20 protein-coding genes are annotated in these 25,029 nt (G+C 38.6%); 6 read left to right on the top strand and 14 right to left on the bottom strand.

What is annotated here, in order from left to right:
• Window positions 1–69: 69 nt before the first annotated feature.
• The 5 genes from BTR25_RS18160 to BTR25_RS18140 all read right to left on the bottom strand — a co-directional run bounded on the left by BTR25_RS18160 (window position 70) and on the right by BTR25_RS18140 (window position 5,408).
• Complete coding sequence (locus BTR25_RS18160) at window positions 70–1,215, bottom strand: acyl-CoA dehydrogenase family protein (RefSeq protein WP_075689460.1); 1,146 nt, start codon at window positions 1,213–1,215, stop codon at window positions 70–72.
• 24 nt (window positions 1,216–1,239) lie between these two features.
• A complete protein-coding gene (locus BTR25_RS18155) occupies window positions 1,240–2,247 on the bottom strand; it encodes a zinc-binding dehydrogenase (RefSeq protein ID WP_075689459.1) in 1,008 nt (335 codons plus the stop codon).
• A 102-nt stretch (window positions 2,248–2,349) separates the two neighbouring features.
• Window positions 2,350–2,799, bottom strand: coding sequence for a hypothetical protein (locus tag BTR25_RS18150; protein WP_075689458.1), 450 nt, complete (start codon window positions 2,797–2,799; stop codon window positions 2,350–2,352).
• A gap of 9 nt (window positions 2,800–2,808) precedes the next feature.
• Window positions 2,809–3,840, bottom strand: a complete 1,032-nt coding sequence (locus BTR25_RS18145) for a phosphotransferase family protein (protein WP_075689457.1) — start codon at window positions 3,838–3,840, stop codon at window positions 2,809–2,811.
• A 17-nt stretch (window positions 3,841–3,857) separates the two neighbouring features.
• On the bottom strand, window positions 3,858–5,408 hold the full coding sequence (locus BTR25_RS18140) for a class I adenylate-forming enzyme family protein (RefSeq protein WP_075689456.1): 1,551 nt from the start codon (window positions 5,406–5,408) through the stop codon (window positions 3,858–3,860).
• Window positions 5,409–5,783: 375 nt separating this feature from the next.
• On the opposite strand from BTR25_RS18140, the gene BTR25_RS18135 reads away from it, so the two are divergent.
• On the top strand, window positions 5,784–6,380 hold the full coding sequence (locus BTR25_RS18135; RefSeq protein ID WP_075689455.1) for a TetR/AcrR family transcriptional regulator: 597 nt from the start codon (window positions 5,784–5,786) through the stop codon (window positions 6,378–6,380).
• Between the two features lie 88 nt (window positions 6,381–6,468).
• Here the strand turns inward: BTR25_RS18135 and BTR25_RS18130 are convergent, their stop codons facing one another.
• Window positions 6,469–6,720, bottom strand: coding sequence for a hypothetical protein (locus BTR25_RS18130; RefSeq protein ID WP_075689454.1), 252 nt, complete (start codon window positions 6,718–6,720; stop codon window positions 6,469–6,471).
• A 157-nt stretch (window positions 6,721–6,877) separates the two neighbouring features.
• Between BTR25_RS18130 and BTR25_RS18125 the strand changes: the two genes are divergently transcribed.
• On the top strand, window positions 6,878–8,248 hold the full coding sequence (locus BTR25_RS18125; RefSeq protein WP_075689453.1) for an aldehyde dehydrogenase: 1,371 nt from the start codon (window positions 6,878–6,880) through the stop codon (window positions 8,246–8,248).
• Window positions 8,249–8,305: 57 nt separating this feature from the next.
• On the opposite strand, the gene BTR25_RS18120 is transcribed toward BTR25_RS18125, so the two are convergent.
• Together BTR25_RS18120 and pruA are read right to left on the bottom strand one after the other, a co-directional pair.
• A complete protein-coding gene (locus tag BTR25_RS18120) occupies window positions 8,306–9,505 on the bottom strand; it encodes an ornithine--oxo-acid transaminase (protein WP_075689452.1) in 1,200 nt (399 codons plus the stop codon).
• Window positions 9,506–9,518: 13 nt separating this feature from the next.
• Window positions 9,519–11,063, bottom strand: coding sequence for an L-glutamate gamma-semialdehyde dehydrogenase (pruA, locus tag BTR25_RS18115; protein WP_075689451.1), 1,545 nt, complete (start codon window positions 11,061–11,063; stop codon window positions 9,519–9,521).
• 211 nt (window positions 11,064–11,274) lie between these two features.
• On the opposite strand from pruA, the gene BTR25_RS18110 reads away from it, so the two are divergent.
• Window positions 11,275–12,690, top strand: a complete 1,416-nt coding sequence (locus BTR25_RS18110; RefSeq protein WP_139311279.1) for a sigma-54 interaction domain-containing protein — start codon at window positions 11,275–11,277, stop codon at window positions 12,688–12,690.
• A 122-nt stretch (window positions 12,691–12,812) separates the two neighbouring features.
• Entirely contained in the window at window positions 12,813–13,184 is a 372-nt protein-coding gene (locus tag BTR25_RS18105) for a hypothetical protein (RefSeq protein WP_075689450.1), read from the top strand.
• A 35-nt stretch (window positions 13,185–13,219) separates the two neighbouring features.
• Here BTR25_RS18105 and BTR25_RS18100 read toward each other — a convergent pair whose 3' ends face one another.
• The 5 genes from BTR25_RS18100 to BTR25_RS18080 form a co-directional block, all read right to left on the bottom strand.
• The gene (locus BTR25_RS18100; protein ID WP_075689449.1) at window positions 13,220–13,495 is read right to left on the bottom strand and encodes a DUF1292 domain-containing protein; all 276 of its coding nucleotides are present in this window, start codon (window positions 13,493–13,495) and stop codon (window positions 13,220–13,222) included.
• Between the two features lie 90 nt (window positions 13,496–13,585).
• Window positions 13,586–15,859, bottom strand: coding sequence for an ATP-dependent DNA helicase (locus BTR25_RS18095; protein WP_139311285.1), 2,274 nt, complete (start codon window positions 15,857–15,859; stop codon window positions 13,586–13,588).
• Between the two features lie 112 nt (window positions 15,860–15,971).
• A complete protein-coding gene (locus BTR25_RS18090) occupies window positions 15,972–17,213 on the bottom strand; it encodes a glutamate-5-semialdehyde dehydrogenase (RefSeq protein WP_075689510.1) in 1,242 nt (413 codons plus the stop codon).
• Window positions 17,214–17,218: 5 nt separating this feature from the next.
• Window positions 17,219–18,334, bottom strand: coding sequence for a glutamate 5-kinase (gene proB, locus BTR25_RS18085; RefSeq protein WP_075689447.1), 1,116 nt, complete (start codon window positions 18,332–18,334; stop codon window positions 17,219–17,221).
• A gap of 322 nt (window positions 18,335–18,656) precedes the next feature.
• The gene (locus BTR25_RS18080; protein WP_083652452.1) at window positions 18,657–20,801 is read right to left on the bottom strand and encodes a sensor domain-containing protein; all 2,145 of its coding nucleotides are present in this window, start codon (window positions 20,799–20,801) and stop codon (window positions 18,657–18,659) included.
• A 180-nt stretch (window positions 20,802–20,981) separates the two neighbouring features.
• On the opposite strand from BTR25_RS18080, the gene BTR25_RS18075 reads away from it, so the two are divergent.
• The gene (locus BTR25_RS18075) at window positions 20,982–22,214 is read left to right on the top strand and encodes an MFS transporter (RefSeq protein ID WP_075689446.1); all 1,233 of its coding nucleotides are present in this window, start codon (window positions 20,982–20,984) and stop codon (window positions 22,212–22,214) included.
• A gap of 51 nt (window positions 22,215–22,265) precedes the next feature.
• On the opposite strand, the gene BTR25_RS18070 is transcribed toward BTR25_RS18075, so the two are convergent.
• Window positions 22,266–24,518 (bottom strand): AAA domain-containing protein, encoded by a 2,253-nt coding sequence (locus BTR25_RS18070; protein ID WP_075689445.1) that lies wholly within the window; start codon window positions 24,516–24,518, stop codon window positions 22,266–22,268.
• A gap of 339 nt (window positions 24,519–24,857) precedes the next feature.
• On the opposite strand from BTR25_RS18070, the gene BTR25_RS27200 reads away from it, so the two are divergent.
• On the top strand, window positions 24,858–25,029 hold a 172-nt coding region (locus tag BTR25_RS27200; RefSeq protein WP_483295269.1), incomplete at its 3' end, for a transposase.

Here is a 25,029-nt window from a genome sequence, read left to right as displayed (position 1 = left end):
TAAGGGTTTCATTTGTGTAGATAGAAAATTCTTTGTGAGTACGTCTAGTAGCAACATTCCAACAAATAGTTATAACTCTAGCTTCTTTGCAATAATAGACTTCATGATTTCGTTGGTCCCGGCATAGATAGAAGTTGCTTGAACATCTCTAAACCTCCTAGCAATCTCATATTCTTCCATATATCCATAGCCGCCATGAAGCTGCAAACATTGCGAAGCTATTTTCTTAGTGAGATCTGTCACCCACCATTTAGCCATTGAAACTTGAGTAACAACATCCTTTTTTTGCATGTGGTTTTCTATTAAGTCATCCACAAATACTCGTGCAATTTGAAGTTCAGTTGCCATTTCAGCTAATTTAAACTGCGTGTTTTGAAATTGGCTGATTGACTTTCCGAATGCTGTTCTTTGCTTCACATAATCCTTGGTAATCTCAAACATTCTCTCAGATACCGCAACCGCGCCAACAGCAACTAGTAATCGCTCTTGCTGTAACTTTTCCATTAAGTAATAGAAACCCTTGCCTTCTTCACCTAGTAAATTAGAAACAGGAACTATTGCATCCTCAAACACTAGCTCTGCCGTGTCCGAACAATGCTGACCTAACTTACTTAGTTGCTTAGATTTAGTAAATCCAGCTGTCCCATCTTCCACTACCAGCAGGCTGATTCCTTTGTGTGCAGGCTGTGCCGCCGGGTCAGTCCTACATACGAGTACAACAAGGTCGGCATGAACACCACTTGTAATAAACGTTTTGGCACCGTTTACAATATAGTAGTCACCGTCTCTTTTTGCTGTAGTTCTAATACCAGCTAAATCCGAGCCAGACCCTGGTTCGGTCATGGCAATCGCTGTAATTGCGTCCCCATTCAAGCACCTTGGCAACCAGCGCTCCTTTTGTTCCTCACTGCCAAAGCTATTAAGATAGGGGACAACGATATCATTGTGATTATTAATTCCGACTAATCCGCTTCCGATTCTTTCCAACTCTTCATTGATCACAACCGAATAGCCGAAATCTGCATTTACTCCTCCATACTTTTCATCTACCCAAGGGCATAGAAAACCATTATCTCCCATTTTCTCCCAGAAATCTCGAGAAACTAACTTATCTTGCTCCCATTTTTCATAATTTGGAGAAGCGTTTTTCTCCAAAAATTTCCGAAGTGAACGTCTGAAAATTTCATGTTCTTCCTTTAGGAAACGTCTGCTCAATTGTTATCCCTCCCTTTTGTAGACTTATTGAATCTTCACGACTATTTTTCCAAAGAGATCGCCTTCCTCCATCCTAATTTGAGCATCCATAATGTCATCAAAATTGTAGCTTGAATCAATCACTGGGTGGATTTCATTTTCAGAAAAAAATGATAGCATTTCTTTGAACTCTCTTGGTGAGCCCATTGTTGTCCCCAATACATCCAATTGCTTTAGGAATATCTTTGGCATTAAAAGTTGGGGAACAGGACCAGCGGTAGCCCCAAAGGTGACAATTCTACTTCCATGCTTGGCGATATTCACAAGCTGTTGAAAGGATTTTCCCCCGATGCTGTCAACACTTATATCTGCGCCATCCTGCATCATTTTTCTCAACTTCTTATCCCAACTTTCCTCTCGGTAATTGACCCCCCCAGCTGCTCCAAGTGATATAGCTTTCTTTATTTTTTCCTCACTGCTTGAAGTTACATAGACGTTTGCTCCATGTGCTGTAGCAATTTGCAGCAGGAACGTTGCAACACCACCTCCAATGCCAGGTATAAGTACATTTTCTCCCTTATTCACCTTACCTCTAGTGACTAATGCACGATAAGCTGTCAATCCGGCCAATGGTAATGCTGCTGCTTCTTCCCATGTTAGGTAGTCTGGTTTCAGAAACACATTGTCTTTTGGGACCTTAATGTATTCTGCAAAGGTTCCATCAGTAGGATTACCAACAATCGAAAAATCCTTAGAATAAATTCTTTCCTCCTCACCCCAGTTAAGGGCTGGATTGATGATGACCTTGCTGCCAATTGGATATAGATTGGCATGTTCACCAGCAGCAACCACTTCACCCGCTCCATCCGCTCCAGGGATAGCAGGAAAGCGAATTCCCGGATACTCCCCTCTGCGTGCAAAAATATCCCTTCGATTAAAGGCAGCTGCCCGAAGACGAATGAGAATCTCATCACTCCCTGGTATTGGTGTTTCTATCTCTTTAAACTTAAATTGTTCGGGTCCGCCGATTTCACTTACTACAATCGCTTTCATTCTGTACCTCCCGGAAATAAAATCGTTTAATCAGATTTCACTCACTAACCCATTGTTTAAAAATATTCTTAACGTTCAGTAATAAACAAAAAATAATAAAGTCTAATAGACTAATTTTATTTCGATATTGAGCTGTTTCCGCATCGTCTTTCTAATGTCAGGAATAAAAGGTTGCAGTGAATCATTTTGGTAGACAATCTGGATTACTTCACTAAATAATTCATTTAGTGATTCCCAAGTCATTCTTTCACTTTCATTTTTACTTTTACGAGCCAAACTGATTAGCTTTTCTAGCAAGGTATCAAATGGACTTCGGATGTCGGTTACTGTTCTATTATTGACTTTTCCAAGGATCACTTCTAGTTCCTCAAAAAGCAGTAAGTTTACCCTTCTATATACTTCATCATTTGGAACTGTATTGGCATCTAAATTTTTCAATAACGACAGCATGGCAATGACTTGTTCTCTTGCCATTTCACTCGAAAGATTCGGCAGGATATCCTGCTTTAGAACAAGACTAATCGTTTGAAAAGCGATTGACTTATCAAGCATTTCTTCACCTCAATATCCTAGAGTTTCAGCTAGCAGATTACGCATTAAAGTCCACCTATACCCTTGTCTTGCCATTCTTAAATCAGTCGCGTTTTCTTTTTCAAAGGCATGTGCTGCAGATAATGATAATAGTAGAAACCTGACTTGGTGCAAGACCTCGTAATAATGCAAGTCTTGTTCATTAATTCTTAATCCAGTTTGACTGGCATAGTAATCTAGGAACCACTTCCTGTCTAAAAGATAGCATTGGAGTGGTGAGTCCATTCGATTTGCTTTCGCACATATATAGGCGACATCCATCAAGGGATCTCCAATTTCAGCTGCTTCCCAATCAAGTATGCCGCTGATAGCTTTTACACCATACAGCATATTCCCCGTCCTGTAGTCTCCATGAAGAATGGAAAGACGCTGTGCCTCTGGGCGATGGTGCCTCAGCCACTGAAGCGCATCCGTCATGATAGGGTCATAAATATTTTTGTATTTTAGATATAAATTCTCAAGTTCTATTAATTTCTTATCAATAAAACCCATCCCTTCACCAGGGTCTGCAAAAACTTCGTGTATTCCGACCTTTTTGTAATCTAGCATATGTAAAGTGATTAAATAGTCAGCAAATTGTTTTGGGATGTGGGTATGACTAGATGCTTTTGAAAGAAAGGCACTTCCCTCTTTTGACCATGGTACATAACTCTTTCCTTCAAGCCGTTCCATAATCATGAATTCTTCACCAATAATCGTTTCATCTAATTCGAGCCGAAACACCTTTGGAACTGGCAGTGGTGTTGAATTACTTAAAATCTGAAGCAGTTTAAACTGCTGAGTCAAATTACGTTCCTCAGAAAGCAAACTGCTTTTTTTTAACTTTCGTATGACAAGCCCTTCTGACGTTTGTTCCGTTCTGACTGTAAAAACGTAAGTTTCGTCTGTCCATCCTCCAGAGGCTTGCTCGAAATCTTCTATTTCTAAGTTATTCCCGTTGAACATTTGCTCTTGTAGATAGTGCTGTAGAGACTTTTTAATAGATTCTAGAGACTGGGACAAGGAATGTCCTCCCTTCCTTAAACCTTTAGGTTATGATCTCTAAGTGAAGTTTTGAGGATTTTGCCTGAAGCATTTTTCGGTAGTTCATCAATAAATTCTATATATTGTGGTTTTTTATAACGCGCAATCCGTTCCGTACAATACTCCACAACTTCCTTCTCTGTTAAGGTCTTTCCTTTCCTAGGTACAACATATGCTTTAACCGTTTCCCCCCATTTTTCATCCGGGACACCAACAACAGCTGCTTCTAGGATATCTGGATGGGTATATAACACCTCTTCAATTTCTTTAGGATAAATATTCTCCCCGCCGCTAATAATCATATCTTTCTTACGGTCGACAACCGTGATATATCCGTCTTCGTCAAACTTGACCAAGTCACCGCTATGGAGCCAGCCGCCTCTTAACGCTTCTTTCGTTCCTTCAGGGTTCTTATAATACTCTTTCATTGTTGTTGGACCGCGGTAAATGATTTCTCCAACTTCTCCCGGCATAACATCCTGCATATTCTCATCTACTACCCTTACCTCTACATTGGAATAAGGCAGGCCAACAGAGCCGGTCTTCAACAAAGAATCACCTGCCTTCAATGTAGCGGTACTAGCTGAGGTTTCGGTGTGGCCAAAGGTATCATAAACACCAGCGTTTGGAAAATTTCGCATTAGCTTTTTCTTTAATTCCAACGGGGTGGATGCTGCTGCTGTACAAATAATTCGAATACTATCCACGTTAAAGTCCTTGAAATTAGGAACTTCAAGTAAGATATTCCACATGGAAGGGACCATAAAGGAATACGTAACTTCCTCCTTTTCAAATGTCTCTAAAATATGAATTGGGTCAAATTTCCTATGAAGAATGGATGTGCCTCCTACCACCATAATCATGGTCAAAGCGGATATTCCTCCAATATGGAATAGTGGTGTCGTTATAATTTGTACCTCATCTTTCGTCAGTCCACACTCCAGGTCCATGTTAACGGCGTTCATAAAAACATTTTTATGTGTCAGTACTGCACCTTTTGGCTTCCCTGTCGTTCCAGATGTGTAAACAATGATAAAATCATCACTATCCTTTAATTCTTCCAAACACACATTGTAAGCGTTCTCAAATATACTTTGATAAAAGTAATAAGAGCTATTTGAATCAGCGGGTTGATCAGTAATAATTACATCTTCAATTAACGGCAAATGTTCCATCATTTGATCAATAACATGAACAAAATCATGATGTGCCACTAACATTTTTGCATCTGAATTATTAAGAATATATTCAAATTCTAATTTTTGTAAGCGAAAATTTACTGGAACACATACAGCACCAATTTTCGCTAAAGCAAAGAAACATTCAGTAAACTCGACAGAATTATATAGTAGTAGGGCTACTTTCTCACCCTTTTTAATTCCTTTGGATTGAAACCAGCCGGCTAAAGTCTTCACTCTATCTTGGAGTAAGCTGTAGCTCATACGGTTTTCATGATCGATAATGGCAATTTTGTTAGGAAATCTTCGTGCTGAACGATTAAGCATCTCATCTACAAGTAATTCCTTCGCTCTTAAGTAATCTAGCATTCCGCTCTCACTCCTAATTAACTTGCACTGAATGGTTAGTTATTTTTTGACTCACTGTTTATTTTTTTATTTTATTTTAAATATTTAGAAAAATCAATGATTAAGATAATATTTTTTAAAAAAGAAATAATCTATAAATGGATGAAAAAAGATAATATAATTGCACAATAATAACACCATGTTGTTTATTGATGTWAAGCTATTAGTATTGCTCTTCCTGGTTAACGACTTGTTCAATTTCATCATTTCATTAAATGTTTCTTGATTTTTCAGAATAATTAACATATATTTAACCCATAGGTAAAAAAATAACTATGGATTCAAAACTTTTGTAAATGATGATATAGAGACAGGTTATTTTCAGGAGGGAGTTAAATGGCGTCTTTTAGAGCACAGAAAATCGCTAAAAAGAAACAAGAAATATTACGTTCTGCAGCGGCTGTACTTGCTGAAAAAGGATATCAAGGTACAACAATGGAGGAAATCGCTGCTAAGCTTTTAATGACGAAGGGATCTATGTATTACTATTTTAAAAATAAGGACGATCTTCTTTATCAATGTCATCAAATGATTATGGAAATCAGCCTTGAGCGAATGGAAGAAGTACTCAATAGTCATTTAAGTCCCGTCGATAAGCTTAGGAATGCAATTAAAGGACATATTTTACTTGCCACAAGCGAGAAATCGATGTTCATGGTAATGGATAAGCCAAATCAAAACTTTACGGATGAACAGTTAAAGGAAGTCCTGGAGGTAAGAAAGAACTATTCTCATTACTTTGATAAAATAATAAATGAGGGAATAGATAATAAGGTATTTAATCCAGTGGATGTAAGAATGGTACGCATGATTATTTTAGGTGCCCTAAACTGGATTCAACAATGGTACAATCAAGAGGGTCCGCAATCGGCAGAAGAAATTTCTGATGCATTTGCAGATTATTTGTTAAAAATGGTTGTGAAAGAGCATTAAATACCTCAAGCCCTCCTATGACTAGGAGGGTTTGTTCTTTTAAGAGAATTTGTTGACTCGCTGTTTGAGACTTCTTTCTAATGGTTTCTCATCCAATTTTCTCTTCATTATTTTCATCATTAATTAATATTCTTTTATTATTTTTCACTTGAGTCAGATTTGCTCGTTTAAGGAGATACTTTAAGTGATCGAGAGGCATCGAACCCCTTCCTTTTCCGTCATCAAGTATGAATTGTACGGTAATACCATTATTATTTACAACAGTTAAGGCTTCTGAAGAATTAAAGTTACTTTTAATGGTCTGTGAAATTTGAAATTTAGTACCAGCCTCAATAGACATTTTCAGGCTCCTTTTATATGTTTTTTATTATTATTTACTAAAATTTACTATACATACATCTTTTTGAATCTGTTAGTCATTGGAGAATACCATAGATGCTTATATCTGATTTACCTTAAGATAAAATAACATTAACCGTACTGTATGGAGGGGAACTATGGAAACCTATTATGAATTAGTTTCTAAACAACGTAACTTCTTTCTATCAGGAAAGACAAAGGATGTTTCTTATCGTATTGAAGCACTGAAGTTATTAGCCCAAGTAATAAGGTCTCATGAGACAGAACTTATGGATGCCCTGAAAAAAGATTTGAATAAAAGCCGCTTTGATTCTTATATAACGGAGATTGGAATTGTGCTAGAGGAAATCCGCTTTACACTAAAGCATGTAAAAGATTGGTCTCAGCCGCGAAGGGTTAAATCAGCACTTGCACAAGCTGGATCGAAAAGCTATATTTACCCTGAACCTTATGGAGTTACACTAATCATTTCACCTTGGAATTACCCTTTTCAGCTAGCAATCGCCCCTTTAATCGGAGCGATAGCTGCTGGTAATTGTACGTTATTAAAACCATCAGAATTAACACCCGAAACATCTAAATTACTTGCTAAATTACTACACGAGAATTTTCCAGAAGAGTATATAACGGTCGTCCAAGGTGATGCCCAAACATCCCAATTTCTCTTAAAAGAAAAGCTTGATTATATCTTTTTTACCGGAAGTGTTCCGGTCGGAAAAGTAATCATGGAAGCAGCGGCAAAAAACTTGACTCCCGTTACGCTTGAGCTTGGTGGAAAAAGTCCTTGCATCGTCCATAAAGATGCAAATTTAAAATTAGCAGCAAAACGGATTGCTTGGGGTAAGTTCATAAACGCTGGGCAAACTTGTGTAGCACCTGATTATTTATATGTTCACCGCGAAATAAAAAAGCAGTTTACTCAACTTTTAATTGAAGCGATTAAAGAACTGTATAGCGAGGATGTATTTAAGACCGGGGAGTTTACTCGGATTGTTAGTGAAAGACATTTTAATCGTCTTAAAACCTTCTTGATAGATGGGAAACCTGTTTATGGCGGCAAATATGCTATTGATTTATTAACCATTGAACCAACCGTACTTGTGGATATTTCTTGGGAAGATTCTGTAATGCAGGATGAAATTTTCGGTCCAATCCTCCCCATACTGGAATATGAGAACGACAACTTTATGATGACAAAAATCAACGAACGCCCAAAACCCTTAGCACTGTATATTTTTTCCGAAAGTAAAGACTTCCAAGATAAAATCCTAAGTAACATTTCTTTCGGCGGCGGCTGTATCAATGATACCGTATATCACTTGAGCTCTCCTTATCTCCCATTTGGAGGCGTTGGCGAAAGTGGAATAGGCGCATATCATGGAAAAGGCAGCTTTGATGTCTTCACACACGAAAAAAGCATCTTAAAGCAAACAACTCGTTTTGACCTTCCATTTAGGTATCCCAATCGAAAAAATGCTTTGAAACAAATTAAAATGTTTATTAAGTGATTTCAGATACAAAAAGCCTTGCAGACCATTTTTCTGCAAGGCATTTATTTTTATTAATTAAGCTAAAACTTTTCCGATTTTTTCCATTGCCCAATCAATATCTTCCTTACTAATGATCAGCGGCGGAGCAAAGCGGATGACTGTATCATGCGTCTCTTTACATAATAGACCTTCTTCTTTTAACTGCTCACAATATGGTCTAGCTGCCTCATTTAGTTCAACGCCGATAAATAATCCTCTGCCTCTGATTTCTTTAATGACAGGGTTTTCTATCGTTTTTAACTGTTCAAGGAAGTACCTGCCTAATTCAAGAGAACGTTCTACTAATTTCTCTTCCTCAATCACTTCTAAAGCGGCAATTGAAACCGCACAAGCTAGAGGATTTCCACCGAAAGTAGAACCGTGCGAACCAGGATTAAAAACTCCTAAAACATCAGCATTAGCCACCACACACGAAATTGGGAATACCCCACCACCAAGTGCTTTACCTAAAATCAGCATATCTGGATTTACATTTTCCCATTCACACGCAAACATTTTTCCAGTCCTGGCTAATCCAACTTGAATTTCATCAGCAATGAACAAAACATTGTTCTCTTTACAAAGGTCTGCTGCTGCCTTTAAAAATCCTTTAGGCGGTAAAATGATACCTGCTTCTCCCTGTATAGGCTCGATTAAAAAGGCAGCTGTATTCGGTGTAATCGCCGCTTTTAACGCATCTAGGTCACCGTAAGGGATTAAGTTGATTCCTGGAAGCATTGGACCGAATCCGCGCTTATATTCAGGATCAGAAGATAGGGAAACAGCGCCCATTGTCCGTCCATGAAAATTCCCTGTACAGGCGATGATTTCGGCTTGATTTTCAGCAATCCCTTTCACATCATAACCCCAGCGGCGTGCTGCTTTAATAGCAGTTTCAACAGCCTCTGCTCCCGTATTCATTGGAAGGGCCATATTCTTATTTGTCAATTTACAGATTTTTTCATACCAAGGACCAAGCTGGTCATTATGAAAGGCACGCGAAGTTAAGGTAACCTTATCTGCCTGGTCCTTCAAAGCTTGAATGATTTTTGGATGACGATGTCCTTGGTTAACTGCTGAATAGGCACTAAGCATATCCATGTAACGATTACCTTCTGGACTTTCGACCCAAACTCCCTCTGCCTTTGATACTACGATTGGCAGCGGATGATAATTATTCGCACCAAATTTTTGTGTTTGTTCAATGATTTCATTTGTTTTCGTTGCTACCGACATAATATTGCCTCCCCTATAGAGTTTCCGAAGTAGTTTTTGCTTGCATATGAAGCAGGATGTAATCTGGGCCGCCAGCTTTAGAGTCTGTTCCTGACATATTAAATCCGCCAAATGGCTGGTAGCCTACGATGGCTCCCGTACAAGTTCGGTTAAAATAAAGATTTCCAACGTGGAATTCCTCGCGAGCCCGTTCAATGTGTTCACGATTATTAGAAATAAGCGCACCCGTTAAACCATAGTCCGTATTATTGGCTATTTCCATCATATGGTCAAAATCACGTGCTTTGGAGAAAGCAAGTACTGGTCCAAAAATCTCTTCCTGCATAAGGCGGGCATTTTGGTCTAAATCGGCAAAAATGGTAGGCTGAATAAAGTATCCTTTTGAATCTTCACCTTCTCCACCAGTCATGAGCTTTCCTTCCTGCTTGCCAATTTCAATATAGTTCATGATTTTTTTAAAGGATTTTTCATCAATTACTGGCCCCATATAAGTTTCTGCCAATTCTGGATTACCTAGTGAGAGTGATTTTGTAAGAGCTACTGCTTTTTCAAGTACATCGTCATACACGTCTTGATGAACTACCGCGCGCGAGCCTGCGGAACATTTCTGGCCAGAGAAGCCAAATGCAGAGTAAACGATACTTGCGGCTGCCAAATTTAAGTCCGCATCGTTGTCAACAACGACAGTGTCCTTCCCGCCCATTTCAGCAATGACCCGTTTAATCCAGATTTGACCAGGATGAACCTTTGCTGCACGTTCATTAATTCGGCAGCCAACTTCACGTGATCCAGTAAAGGAAACAAACCGTGTTTTAGGATGATCAACAAGGTAATCACCAATTTGGGCACCGCTGCCTGGAACAAAGTTTAGCACGCCCTCCGGCAGTCCAGCCTCTTGCATCAATTCAACAAATTTCGCAGCAACTACTGGTGTGGAGTTGGCTGGTTTTAGTAGAACCGTATTACCAGTAACAATCGCAGCAACAGTTGTACCTGCCATAATCGCTAATGGGAAGTTAAAAGGTGAAATAATGATCCCTACTCCTAATGGAATATAGTGATACTGATTATACTCACCATCACGGCTATTTACAGGGAATCCTTCTTTTACTCTCAGCATTTGTCGCCCATAATATTCTAAGAAATCAATAGCTTCTGCTGTATCTGCATCCGCTTCCTTCCACGGCTTTCCCGCTTCTTTCACAAGGAAGGCAGAAAATTCATGTTTACGGCGGCGCATAATGGCAGCTGCACGAAAAAGAATATTGGCACGATGCTCTGGTCTCCACCTTTTCCAAGTTTCGAATGCTGTTAATGCGGCGGCCATAGCCTTCTCTGCCAAATCTTGATCTGCCATAGAAACTTGGCCAATGATTTCTTGTTTATTTGCTGGATTGATCGAAACTATTTTTTGTTCTGTATGTATAGCCTCTCCACCAATCACTACTGGATATTCATTGTTTAATTGAGTTTGAACGTATGACAGAGCGTCTTCGAAAGCTTTTTGTTTTTTTTCATTTGTAAAATCAGTAAAAGGTTCATGTACATATGTTTTCATCTTATTTCCCCCTCGTTGTTTGCTTTACCATTAATACTATGCAAGTTTCGTGCCAGTTTCATATTCTTTATTAATATAGGATTTATGTGGTTAAACGCAAAATATTTTGGCGCAAAATATTTTTAATTCCATTAATATGCAAATTTTTTTTGCGTCTACAGAGATGTTTTGTTTTAATAGTTGTATACGCTAATAATAAGGAATGAATCAAATGAAAAATATGAATGTTGATTATTTGCAATATCTTAATCGAATGTACCGTAAGATTTTAGATGAAGTGGATGTAGGAGTTCACGCTGTAGATGAAACAGGAAAAACGATAATTTACAATAAAAAAATGATGCAAATGGAATCGATGGAAATTCAAGATGTGATGAATAAAAACCTTCTTGATGTTTTTATGTTTAAAGAGGACCAAGCTAGTACTCTAGTAAAGGCATTTCAAGAAGGGTTAGAGACAATAAACGTAAAACAAACCTATTTTAATAATAAAGGCAGAGAAATTACCACAATCAATAATACGATGCCGATTATTGAACAAGAAGATATCATTGGGGCCGTAGAAATTGCGCATGATGTGACAAAACTAGAACGTTTGATGAAAGGAAATATGAATCGGAACGGTGCAACGAGATATACATTCGATAGCATTATTGGGAATAGTCCCGTTTTCAGAGATGTGATTGAGAGTGCTAAAAGGGCTACGCGTACTTCTTCTTATGTTTTAGTTGTCGGTGAAACAGGCACAGGAAAAGAACTTTTTGCCCAAAGTATCCATAATGCGAGCGACCGGTTCTCCGCCCCATTTATCTCACAGAATTGCGCAGCACTACCTGATAGTTTAATAGAAAGTCTTCTTTTTGGAACTAAAAAAGGTGCTTTTACAGGTGCGATTGATCATCCTGGGTTATTTGAACAAGCGAATGGCGGGACTTTATTATTGGACGAAGTGAATTCACTAAATCACAATCTCCAGGCAAAGCTTTTACGTGTTCTTCAGGAAAAAACGATTCGCCGAATAGGTGATACGAAGGACACACCTGTGGATGTCCGAGTCATCGCGAATATTAACGAAGATCCAATTGATGCCATTACCAACAATCGTTTGCGAAAAGATTTATATTATCGTCTTGGCGTGGTAACCCTTTTTATCCCCCCTTTAAGGGAGCGTAAAGAAGATATCATTCTGCTTGTACAGCATTTTATCGAAAAATATAATGACCGTTTTCGAATGAATGTAAACCGCTTATCGGAGGAAGTGATCCACTCCTTTATGGAATATGACTGGCATGGTAATGTTCGGGAGCTTGAGCATATTATTGAGGCAGCGATGAACATTATGCCTGAGGAAGAAATTGTAATCGTTTATCCTCACTTACCCTATCAATATCGAAGCAAAATGCAGTTAAAGGAACGGCTAATGCCTCCCCCTGCTTCTACATTTATAAAGGAGCATTCGGATCTTTCTGCTCCATTGAAAACGCAGCTAGAACTATTTGAAAGAACCTATATCGAACAGGTATGGAAAACTACCGATTACAACATAACCAAAACTGCCGAAATCCTAGGATTAAGCAGGCAAAGCTTACAATACCGAATGAAAAAATTAAACCTAAAAAACAGTTAGTGGTATAAATCACAACAAATTTGGAAAAGTCATGCTTTTTGTCGATAAATCGACAAAAATCCTGCAGGAAAATGTCGATATAATAGTGAATAGGTAAGTAGACTTACACTAGGAGGAAAGACATGAAGAAAATTTTTACACTTTTATTTAGCAGTTTGGTTGTATTATTGATATTTGGTTCAGTTGGTAATCCGGTAAAAGCTTCTGAAATTCCAGAAGGAGAGGAAAATTGCATTTGTCATGATGTAACTTTTATTACAGGTGCAGAAAAAAACAAGATTGTTGCCAACCTTCTAAAAACCGACGCATTGAAGGATGTTCGAAAAGAACAGAAAGCTGAAGGAATTAAGTGGAACGGAGTAAATGACGTTCAAGTTTTGAAACATAATGTTTATCCAGTTACTATTGTTGGGATTCCTGTAACATTCGAGGATGGCACGGCTTTGATGGCTACATTTATTAATGGTGAATTCATGGGTGTAGGTCCACGATAAAATTCCAAAAAAAGCTGGCAATGGCCAGCTTTTTACTATTCTACCTCTTCCTCATCCATCAACTCATCAAACGCAGTTGAGACTTTGTCAAATTCTTCGTCGCTTTCGATTGCTGCTAGGTCGCCTTCTTCGTCTACTTTTAAAAAGAAGATATCGATGTCGTCCTCGGTTTCTGAATGGATGTCATCTGCAAAGCCCACCGCTGCATAATCCGTTCCTTCAAGCGTTAACGTTGCTAGCACTTCTACCTCTTGCTCCTGATCATTTTCATCACTAATGGTGAAAACTTCGCCTACTTCAATTTTTGCCATAATCTATTCTCCTCACTTTTGATCAATTTTACCTTCCTCAAAACAGTATTTCTAAAAAAGAACCAAAACATGTAACAAACTAGGTAATTTTTATAGCACTTTATATTCTCTCCACTCCTTGGGAAGGAGTGTTTGATATTGTCTGGTCAAAAAGCGATCATCTATAAGAACAATCGTTCCGCGGTCTTCTTCTGAGCGAATCAGCCTGCCCCCTGCCTGGAGCACCTTATTCATCCCTGGGTATACATAGGCATAATCGTAGCCATTCTTCCCCTTTTCGTGAAAATGGTCCTTAATTAAATTGCGTTCAAAACAAAGCTGAGGAAGTCCAACACCTACTACTATAACACCATTCAGCCGCTCCCCAACCAAATCAATCCCTTCTGAAAAAATTCCCCCTAAGACAGCAAAGCCGAGTAAATTCTCTTTCAAATCCGGCCGAAAGCTCTCTAAAAAGGCTTCACGCTCAACTTCCGACATCCTCGCCTCTTGCACTAGGGTCTCTGTGGATGAATCCGCCAGTTTAAATTGCTCATAAACAGCAAGCAGATATTGGTAGGAAGGAAAGAAAACGAGATAACTGCCAGGTCTGTTACTAATTAAAGCTTGAAGCGTCGCTGTAATCTTATCATATGACTCTTCCCGATCTCGATATCTGGTAGATAATGGTTTTATATATACGTCAACTTGCTCGGCAGAAAAGGGTGAATCAATTAACAGACTGTAGTCCTCCTCACCTCCCCCGAGTAGATCCTGATAATATGACATCGGCGAAAGTGTGGCAGAAAAGTATATTTTCGAACGATACCCCTTGCTCATTTGCTTTAACAATTGAGACGGATCAATACAAAATAGCTTTAGAAATATATCATTCCGATTCTTCTCTCCGTAAATAATAAACTGTTCATTAACAAAGTCTGCTATCTTTAAGAAGTTTTGTACAGTAAAGTAAGCTTCTAACAAATGGGGCGAAGTTTCCGACACGAGGATTTGCTCAGCGGCCTTACTAAACTGATGCAACAGCTCAAGCAATTCACCATCAAGCTCGGGTAAGGTAAATTCATTGCCTTGCTGAACTTTTTTTAAATGAATAAACCATGCATTTACCTTTGTCGCATATTCATAGATATCCTTATTTTTACCTTTATACTCTCTTTTTAAGTCTAAAAAGGTTTCTTTAGTTAGTTGTGCAGAGAACATCTCTCTACCGCGGTCAACTAAGTTATGTGCCTCATCTACGAGTAAAACAGTCCTTTTCTTTTGTTCTTCAAACAATCTTTTTAATGAAACTCTAGGGTCAAAAATATAATTGTAATCACAAATAACGGCATCTGCTACATAAGCCAGATCAATAGAAAACTCAAAGGGGCATACACGATGTTTTTGGGCATATTTTTCAATTATTTCACGGTTCATAGCTGTCTCATTAGCAATAATATCTAAAATCGCTCCATTAATTCGGTCATAATATCCATCGGCAAACTCACAATATTCCTTTTGACACTTTGTTTCATCCTTAAAGCATACTTTGTCCTTTGCAGTAATCGTAATGCTTTTCATCTGAATTCCCGAGGATCGTAGTTTCTCGAATGCTTCTTCTGCTGTGGTACGGGTAATCGTTTTAGCAGTCAGATAAAAGATTTTCGCAATTTTTCCTTCCCCTATCGCCTTTACTGCTGGGAATAATGTGCTCATTGTTTTACCGATCCCCGTTGGTGCTTTAACAAATAAACTTTTTTTATCTGAAACGGTTTTATATACCGCACCGGCTAGTTTCCGCTGCCCCTTTCGATATGTACCAAAAGGGAATGAAAGAGCAAGACTACTATCGTCACGATCTCTAATGTGATGATGCAGTAAATTTGCATATGGAGCATAATTTTTTATCATTTCAAAAACAAAAGCTTCTAATTCTTCTTTCGTAAACTTCTCATTAAACACTCTTCTTTCTTCTGTCTCCACATGAACATATGTTAGCTGAACAGAGATTTCAATAAGATTGTTTTCACTAGCATAAATATAAGCATACATTTTTGCTTGTGCCCAATGAACAGGTTTTCCTCCAGAATCTAGCTGATCTAGAGCCTTCGGTGTTGATTTGATTTCATCAATCGTCACCTCCCCATTTCGGAAGAGTAGACCATCACATCTTCCATCAATCCTATAGACCAGGTTATCGTAAGGTATATCTATACTTAAATAGACCTCTTTCTGATCACACTCTTCATACGTTTTTTGGATTCTTTGATGAACTCTCGTACCATCTAAAAGAGTGGTTTGTGAGCGGAATCTCGAGTCAATACTTCCACTACTAAACACATATTCAACGAGTCTTCTTACCGATATATGTACAGCATCCGCCACCATTTCACCCCCCCCTTTAAAAGAATGTATGTTTGCCTTTTATTATAACAGAAAAAGCCAATTCATAAAAAAGAGAACAAGATAGTTTCTTCTATCATGTCCTCTATTATGATTATTTCCGTATTTGTCCAGTACCACGGATAATTGCTTTTGTTGTTGTTAACGCTTTAAGACCCATTGGTCCCCTAGCATGAAGCTTTTGGGTACTAATACCAATTTCTGCACCGTAGCCAAATTGCTCTCCATCCGTGAATCGAGTAGAAGCATTATGGTATAAGGCAGCTGCATCAACCGACTTGAAGAATAATTCAATGCTTTCTTCATTCTCACTAATAATAGCCTCAGAGTGTTTCGTGCCGTAACAATCAATATGATCAATTGCTTCTTTTACACCCTCCACCAATTTTACCGCTAATACCGGCCCCAAAAATTCTGCATGCCAGTCATCTTCTGTAGCCCTGTTTATGAATGAATAGTCAGACGCCAGCGCCTCATCCCCACGGAGCTCCACTCCTTGATCGTGGAGGAAATTCAACAAATCTGATTGATATGACCAATCTTTATGAATGAGCAAGCTCTCTGCGGAATTACAAACAGACGGACGGTGCATTTTCGCATTAAAAACGATGTCAATAGCCATTTGCGCTTTGGCCGATTCATCTATAAAAACATGACAATTGCCTACACCTGTCTCAAGTACAGGGACGGTTGCATTTTGGATAACAGTTTGTATCAAACCAGCACCGCCTCGAGGAATAAGAACATCAAGGTACTGATTCAATTTGAACATTTGCGAAGCCGTCTCTCGGCTCGTGTCCTCAAGCAATTGAACAGCATCTACAGGTATTTTACTCTCAGCCAGGGCTTGACGCATCACTTTCACTAACGCCTTATTAGAGTGGAGAGCAGAAGTACTGCCTCGTAATAAAACGGCATTCCCTGCTTTTAAACAAAGACTTCCTGCATCGACCGTGACATTCGGACGAGCTTCATATACCATTCCAATTACACCAAGAGGAACCCGAACATTTTGAATCTTTAACCCATTCGGTCTTTCCCATGCTTCTATCGTTTCTCCGATTGGATCTTCGAGCAAAATTAGCTGTTTGATAGCATCTACAATAGCTGCGATTCGTTCTTCATTAAGAAGTAATCGGTCCAGCAGGGAAGCAGATAATCCATTTTTCTTTCCCACTTGCAGATCCTTTTCATTTTCGCTTATAATTAAATCTTTCTCTTTCATCAAGTTGTCTGCGATTAGAGATAGTGCTTGGTTTTTTTCATTAGTTGATAACATGGCTAAGGATTTTGTAGCAGTACGCAGTTTTTTCGCTTTATCTAATAACTCACTCATTGTCATTATTCCCCCTTTGGTATCATTACCCAATTATCTCGATGAATCACTTCTCCACGTTGATTTATAGAAAGAGCTTTGGAGCGTTCACTCGGTAACCCTTTCACTTTTTCTAAGTTCTTTGAAGAATAGTAGATTTGGCCTTTCCCTATTAACTGCCCCTTTTGGTTATGAACTTCGACTACATCCATTGCATTAAATTCGCCTGTAACTTTTGTAACCCCAACTGGCAGCAAGCTTTTTCCGTTTAGAACTATAGCTTTTTCTGCACCTTCATCTATCTCCACAACCCCTCCAACCTGGGAGTGAAAGGCAATCCACTGCTTTTTCATTTGCATTTGTGTTTGGAAAGGACCTCCAATATATGTACCGTCGCCCTTTCCCTCCAGAATATCTACTAGTTTCTCCTTGCCGTTTCCTGTTCCAACGAAAATGCTTACTCCGAGTGATAGTGCTTTCTTTGCAGCCAGCAGCTTTGATTTCATACCGCCAGTTCCAACATTAGAACTACTGTCCCCTGCAACCCCAAGAAGGTCATCAGATACATTGGGAATGAAATGATATTTTTTCGCCGTTTTTGAATGATTTGGATTTCCATCATAGATTCCATTTACATCAGTTAAGATCAATAACGCATTGGCATGTAAAAAACCACTAACAAGCGCAGAAAGCATATCATTATCACCAAAGGTTAACTCTTCAACTGAAACTGAATCATTTTCATTAATGATTGGTAGAACACCACGTTGAAGCAGTTCACTAATAGTGTTGAATAAATTATGAAATCTTTCGAGACTGTAAAAATCCTGCCTTGTTAATAAGATTTGAGCGGGTACAATCTGATAATCATTAAATTGCTGATGATAATGCTGCATCAACAAGCCCTGTCCAACCGCGGCTGCTGCCTGCTTACCGGCAAGTGTTTTAGGTCGAGACGGATACCCGAGCGCACTGAACCCGGCTGCTACAGCTCCTGACGAAATTAGGATTACATCATGACCTTGTTGCTTTAAATAGGAGAGTGCCTCGATATGATCGCGAATCTTTTCTTCTGAAATCGTTCCATTTATCGAGGTTAGCGAGCTGCTGCCTATTTTCACAACGACAAGTTGTTTTTTCATACCGTTCGACCTTCCTTTTATATAATAAAAAACGACTCCTCTGTCCTTAAAAAAAGGACGGAAAAGTCGTTTCCGCGGTACCACCTTTATTAATGCGGCAAAGTGCCTGCATTCACTTGATTCCGTAACGAGGAAATACGGCTTATGTTTGCATAAGCAGCTCAATTGGGCAGGTTCAATTTGTTTCCGTGAGAAACCTTCCAGCCGTGGGTTCCACTCTCTTGCACGTTCCCTAAGTTTACTAATCCCATACTATTTTCTCATATAATTTTATTTGATTATCCATAGAATTGGCTTTAATGTCAAGTAGAAGTTAATGTTTTTATTTCAAGTTAGATTGATTAAGAAAAATTTCCTTAACCAAGTTTACCGGTAACGGATGACTGAGATAGTAACCTTGTCCCTCATCACAGCCCTCACACTTAAGGAATTGTAATTGGTCTTCCTCTTCAATCCCTTCGGCTACCACGGTCATATTAAGACTATGCGCTAAGGATATAATCGCTGCAGTGATCCGTTCTCCGTTATAATCTCGATTAATATCTTTAATAAAGCTGCGGTCAATTTTCACCTTATCTAATGGAAATTGACGAAGATAAGTTAAGGAAGTATAACCTGTGCCAAAATCGTCAATTGAAATCGAAAGCTCCGCTTGCTTTAAGTTTAACAGACTTTCCTTAACTAACTCTACATCATCAACTAAAAAACTTTCAGTAATTTCGAGCTCCAGCCAATTAGGATCCAGATTGGTTCTTTTTAATATTTGTCTCACTGATTCTACAAAGTCATAATGCAAAAGTTGCTTAGTAGAAATATTTACTGCAACCTTAAAAGGTGGTAAGCCTGCATTTTGCCAAGTCTTCAATTGTTTACAGGCCGATTCCAAAACCCATGCACCTATTTGGATAATTTGACCACTCTCTTCTGCAATTGGTATGAAATCACTTGGCGGTATTAAACCAAGCTCTTTATGGTTCCAACGGATTAAGGTTTCAAAAACACTTACCTCTCCCGTTTGCATATCGAAAATCGGCTGGTATTCCAAAGAGAATTCTTTTTTCTCTAAAGCTTGCTTTAAGTCTCGTTCGATTTTTAATTTGTATGCAGATTTAATATCTAACTCTTTTGAATAGATGGTATAGCTATTCTTTTTGTATTTCTTAGTATAGTACATCGCTGTGTCGGCTTGTTGAATTAACTGATGAACAGTTTCTTCTTTATTTCCTCCGAAAGCGATTCCAATACTAACTGATACTGTTACCGAGTGTCCTGACACATTAAAAGGGTCCATCATTATTTTGTTAATTCTTTTCGCAATTTGAATGACCTTTTCTTGATCCGTTTTAGGGAGTAAAATGGTAAACTCGTCACCAGCGAGCCTGCTGATGATGTCTTTTTTTCGCAAATTGTTTTTGAGGCGCTCAGATACTAGTTTTAAAAAAACATCACCAATATGGTGTCCCAATGAATCATTAATCGCTTTAAAGCGGTCCAAATCAAGGAAAAGTACAGCAAACGGCTGTGTATTAGAAGACCTGGTGTGGATTAATTGATCAACGTTATCTTCAAATAGTTTTCGATTTGGCAATTGTGTAAGCGGGTCATAGAAAGCCAACTGCTCCATTTGCTGGTCATATAGTATTTTTTGAGTTATATCTCTCGCCGTACCATAGCATCCAACAATTTCACCATTTTCTCTCATTGGAAAAGCAGTGATTCTCAGGTGAATCAGCACCCCGTCTTTTCTGGTTACAATTAAGTGATAACTCGATGTCTGCCCATTTAGTGCCATTTCAAAATGTTTAAGAGCGTTCTCTACATGTTCTGGGTGGATCAGCGGGATAAAGGACATTTCCAGCAGCTCAGAGGTTGTGTACCCGATAATCTCTTCACTGGCGGGGTTAGCACTGACAAATTTTCCTTCCCGGTTAAAAGTAAAAATGGCATCAGGGCTATAAAGAAAAAGTGATTTGTATCGTTCACTTCCATCTTCTAACTGCTGCTTTACTAGTTTTTGCTTCGTAATATCCATCACTGTACCAAATGAAGTTATTTTTCCATTATGGTTAGCAATAATAACATGAGTTTGAGTGTATATAATTTGACCTTTATTGTGAATTTTTCGTATATTATAATTAGTCTCAATTTGTTCGTTTATATTTAATTTATCTAAATCGTGCTCGATAAAGGAACAGTCTTCCGGATGAATAATTTGATGTATAGTAACATGCTTATTAATTAAATCGTCCTTACTATACCCCACTAAGTCTGCATAGTAAGCATTTACATATAGGTAGTTCCCGTCCTCTAAAACATAGAACCCTACAGGTGCGTTTTCAACTAACTTTTCTAATGTAGTTCTGTAAAAAGCAAACTCTTTAGAGTTTTCATTTATGATTAATTTTGAAACAAATTCCTGAAAGGAGTCTTTCGTACCCTGTTGTCTATCTTGAAAATAGTTTTCCATTTTTAACCCCTAGTAAGAAAGTTTTATGGCCAAATCCATTTTATTGATTAACTTATTATAACTTAATTAACATATAGATTAAATGGCTTCTCAAATCTGTTAAAAACTGGTTTTTACCGCTATTTGCAATCTAATATATGATATGGAATAACAAATTTGGGATATAGAGGAGCGTCTTGTATGGAGATCAGTGAGCAAAAAAGATTATGGACTTATGCCCTGACCGGTATGTTAACAACTATTGTAATCTTAGCTTTTGCCAGACTTTCTTATGGGGTAATTCTTCCGTTTATGAAAGAAGGTCTGCAGATTACATACAAGCAAGCAGGATTCCTTGGAACTACCACCTCACTTGGATACTTAGGAACCCTTATCTTTGCAGGTATATTAGCATCTAAATGGGGCGGAAGAAGAACGATCTTACTGGGGATAACCATTGTCACAGCAGGATTAACCGGATTAACTTTTACTCCCTCCTACTGGTTTACCATTCTCTTTATGTTTATTCTAGGCGTTGGAACTTCCTTTACGTTTACCCCATTAATTTCATTACTTGTCTCGTGGTTTCCGGCCAAGAAAGGATTAGTTATAGGTCTTGCCACAAGCGGAGCTGGAATTGGGATATTAATTTCAGGAATGGTAGTACCCTACCTAGGAACGGTCTACGAAGTAATTGGCTGGAGGTTATCCTGGGGAATCTTTGCTGCATCTGGTATCTTTGTGCTCATTCTAACCTTCTTAATTATTAAAAATCCACCTCTAGATCTTTCCTCTAAACAAACAGCAAAGTCAACTTCACCGGTTGAGATTTATAAAAACAGGAACGTTGTAATTGCTGGTTTCATCTATGGAATCATTGGTGTTACCTATTTAGTTCAAATGATCTTTATTATGAGTTTTATGTTGGATTCTGGAATTTCTACAAAGTTAGCCGGTCAATTAATCGCTATAAATGGAATCCTCTCCATTTTTAGTGGTCCTATATGGGGGACTATCTCTGACCGAGTCGGCAGACGCACTTCTTTGATCATTACCCTAAGTCTGACAGTGATTTCAATGTTTATTCCTGTCTTAAATCCAACCGCTTTAGGATTTAGCCTGCATATTATTTTACTTAGCAGTACATTTACTGGTCTTTTCACCCTAATTCAAGCCTCAAGTATGGACCATGTGAAGCCTGCTGATATGCCATTAGCCTTTAGTTATGTCACTTTTTATTTTGCGGTCGGGCAATTGATCGGACCTGCCTTAGCAGGTTGGTTGATTGAAGATTTAGGCGGCTTTAAAAGCGCCTTTTTATTCTCCTCCATCATTTTAGCGATTGGCTTATTCTTAGCTGTAAAAGTTAAAAACCCTTCGCAGCAGGCCCAACCACTTCAAACAGAAATGAATAAGAGCTTAACTCAATCATAAGCTTGGTTGGTCTGGTCACTTCTAGCCTTGGTTAGTGACCAGACTAAGTGCTTAATTATTCGAATCCTCTAGAAATTGTTCAAGTATAAACTCAGCTGCTCTTTTTGATTCCAGCCTTACAGATATATACGGTGGCAGTGTTCCCCTCGTTGCCTCTACTGGTAATCCATGCCAAATGATCTTTTTATCAATGATAATAGATGGGGAATAAACATCCTCTTCCCGCCATTCATCTGCCTTTAATTCATCCCAGGTGTCAGCCGAAATAACTGTTAATTTCACTTTAGACTGACGATTTATTAATCGATTCTGCCATTCTTCTGACATGTTCGCCCCAACTGGAACAGATAGAACAATTGAAAATTGGGCAGTCTGAAGATCCTGAAAAACTTGCTCTAGTTTTCGTGCGTGAATCCACCTTAATCGAGCATGTTGATGTTTTATCCACTTTCCTATTTCCTTTACTTTTACCGATTGTTGGTGGCTTTCTTGATGGTCGACGAGCTGTCGCAAGGTTTTCCCACGATAGACGTGTTCCCGGATAAACTTTTGATTGCTAACATGTATGAATTTACCCTTTGTCCTAGTAATCGCAACATTTAGTAACCGTTCACTTTCCTTGCCAATCAAAAGCATTCCGGCTCGTTCCAGCGGGGAGCCATCAACAGTATCAAATATCATTACATCCCGTTCACTCCCTTGAAATCGGTGAACAGTAGCAGAAACAATATCTGAACTTAAACGTTCTTCGTGATAAAGGTCCTCGAGCAATAGCTCCATTAGACTTGCTTGCGCCCGGTAAGGGGTAACATATCCAATTGAACGAGCACCACTCAGATAGGCTTCATGAATACTTTGAAAAGAGATTAACACCTGCAATAGATTAAAACGGGAATTGGTCGTTCTTTCACGGCTGCAAATTGCTCCCATATAACTAGTATCAATAAGCATCGAAGCTCTCCCTGGAAAGGGAGCTTGTTCAACAATTTGATTTCTACTGTTCAGCACGCTTTCATGATCGCCAACTAATGATTGATAAATATATCGGTTTGTGAAAGCTGAAATTTCTGGATGCATCCTGCGTTGTTCCTTTAGTAAGAATAAATGTGGATGAATACGCCCTTTTTCAACCCATTCAACAATTCCTGAACGGTGAAAGATATCCTCCTTCAGCCATTTCGTTACGAGAGAATCTCTAGAGGAGGCAATGGGCGGTAATTGTTTAAAGTCACCGCATATGACCACTCTTTTTCCTAATGTTGCAGCATACGCCGCCTGCGGAACATAGGCCATACTCGCCTCATCCAATATGACAATATCAAACTCTGTATCATAAATGGCTGTGTCGCTTGCTGCTTTTGCTAGCGTACTGCCTACAATCAATGCATCCTTAACAAATTGAACTTCCTTATGGCGGATTTTTTCAAGCACTCTTGCAATTTTCATTTCAAGTTCCAGTAATTGCTGAGAATCTCTTTTGCTAAAAGAGTTTGCCAAGTCCTGCTTTAGCTTTTGCCTTTCGTCAAAAAGAGTTTCTTTATCAGATGCCAATTGTGGCTCCCATTTTTCTAGAAGCTGACTAGTTGTGAGTGTTTCATGACTTGCTAACTGCTCACTAATTTGGGTGCCATAACGAAGAATCTCACCTTCACGGAAACGTCCCTTTTTCTTTATAAAAGAAGAAATTTCAGCTATTAATACGTCCACGGCCTGGTTACTATGAGATAAAATTAACACTCTTTTCTTCTGAAAATACTTATTTGCTGCCACTCGAGCTAATGTATAGGTTTTACCTGTACCAGGTGGTCCCCAAACAAATGTAACTGGATTGTACTTTGAGCGTAAGACTAATTCATGGACGGAACTTTTGGCTTTTTCTTCGGGGTGCTTTGGGACCATTGAAGGCTCCATTAACCGCTTAACTCTGATGCGTTTTTGTTTGCTCTTTTTAATTTCATCCAAGCGTTCAATCAACTGTTCGAGCAATTCCCAAGGGTCATGATATAAATATGCACTCTCGATTAGATCTCCAAAAGATTTCTCTAATTGTAAGATTGCCCCTTTTCCTTCAGCCGATAACACACGCCCAGCTTGTTTCATAGCTCCCCATTCAATTCTGATCGAAGAACCAACAGGAATCTTAAGAGGAACCGGTGTATCAAAATAGTAGTTGAAACTGCCATCATTAGATAAAAGTCTTCCATTTTTCACAAAAAATTTATTACTGCCGTATTTTTTTAAATGCATGATTTCATTTTGCAACGCTTGCTGCCACTCTTTAATATATTCTATTGTAGTCGTCATCATTTTCTTCCTTTTATTCCATAAGGTTTTAAGCAGACCGTTTTCTAATATAACAACTATAACATTCAAAGAGTCCATAAAAAAAGCACTCACTTTACTGGCAGTGAATGCTTTTGATTAATGTGTGTTTATTAAACTTTTGGCTGTGTTAAACTAGGCTGTTGATTTACGCTACAGGCGCTATGCTTTCCGCGGGCTCGCCCGTGAGCCTCCTCGGTCGTTCCGAGAGGGCACTGAAAAAGTCCTTTGTTTTGAGGCAGTTGAAGGTTGATTTTATCAACCCTTCAACTGCTTTTTATTTTATAATTAAGGTAACAAGACTTTAAAGGTGGTACCGAAATGATTTCCTTTCAAGATTCATTCAATCTTAGCCCATATATAGGAATTTATGATCTCATTGTTCCAAAAGATAATATGCTTCGCCAAATTAAAGAACTAGTCGACTTTTCATTCATAATTGAAGAATTAAAAGATAAATATTGTCTGGATAACGGTCGCAATGCCGCAATGC

The sequence above is a fragment of the Bacillus sp. MRMR6 genome, assembly GCF_001940785.1.
In the GTDB taxonomy this organism is placed as follows: Bacteria; Bacillota; Bacilli; order Bacillales; family Cytobacillaceae; genus Neobacillus.
The sequence above is the reverse complement of the archived record's forward strand: the minus strand, read 5'-3'. Positions and strand labels throughout refer to the sequence as shown.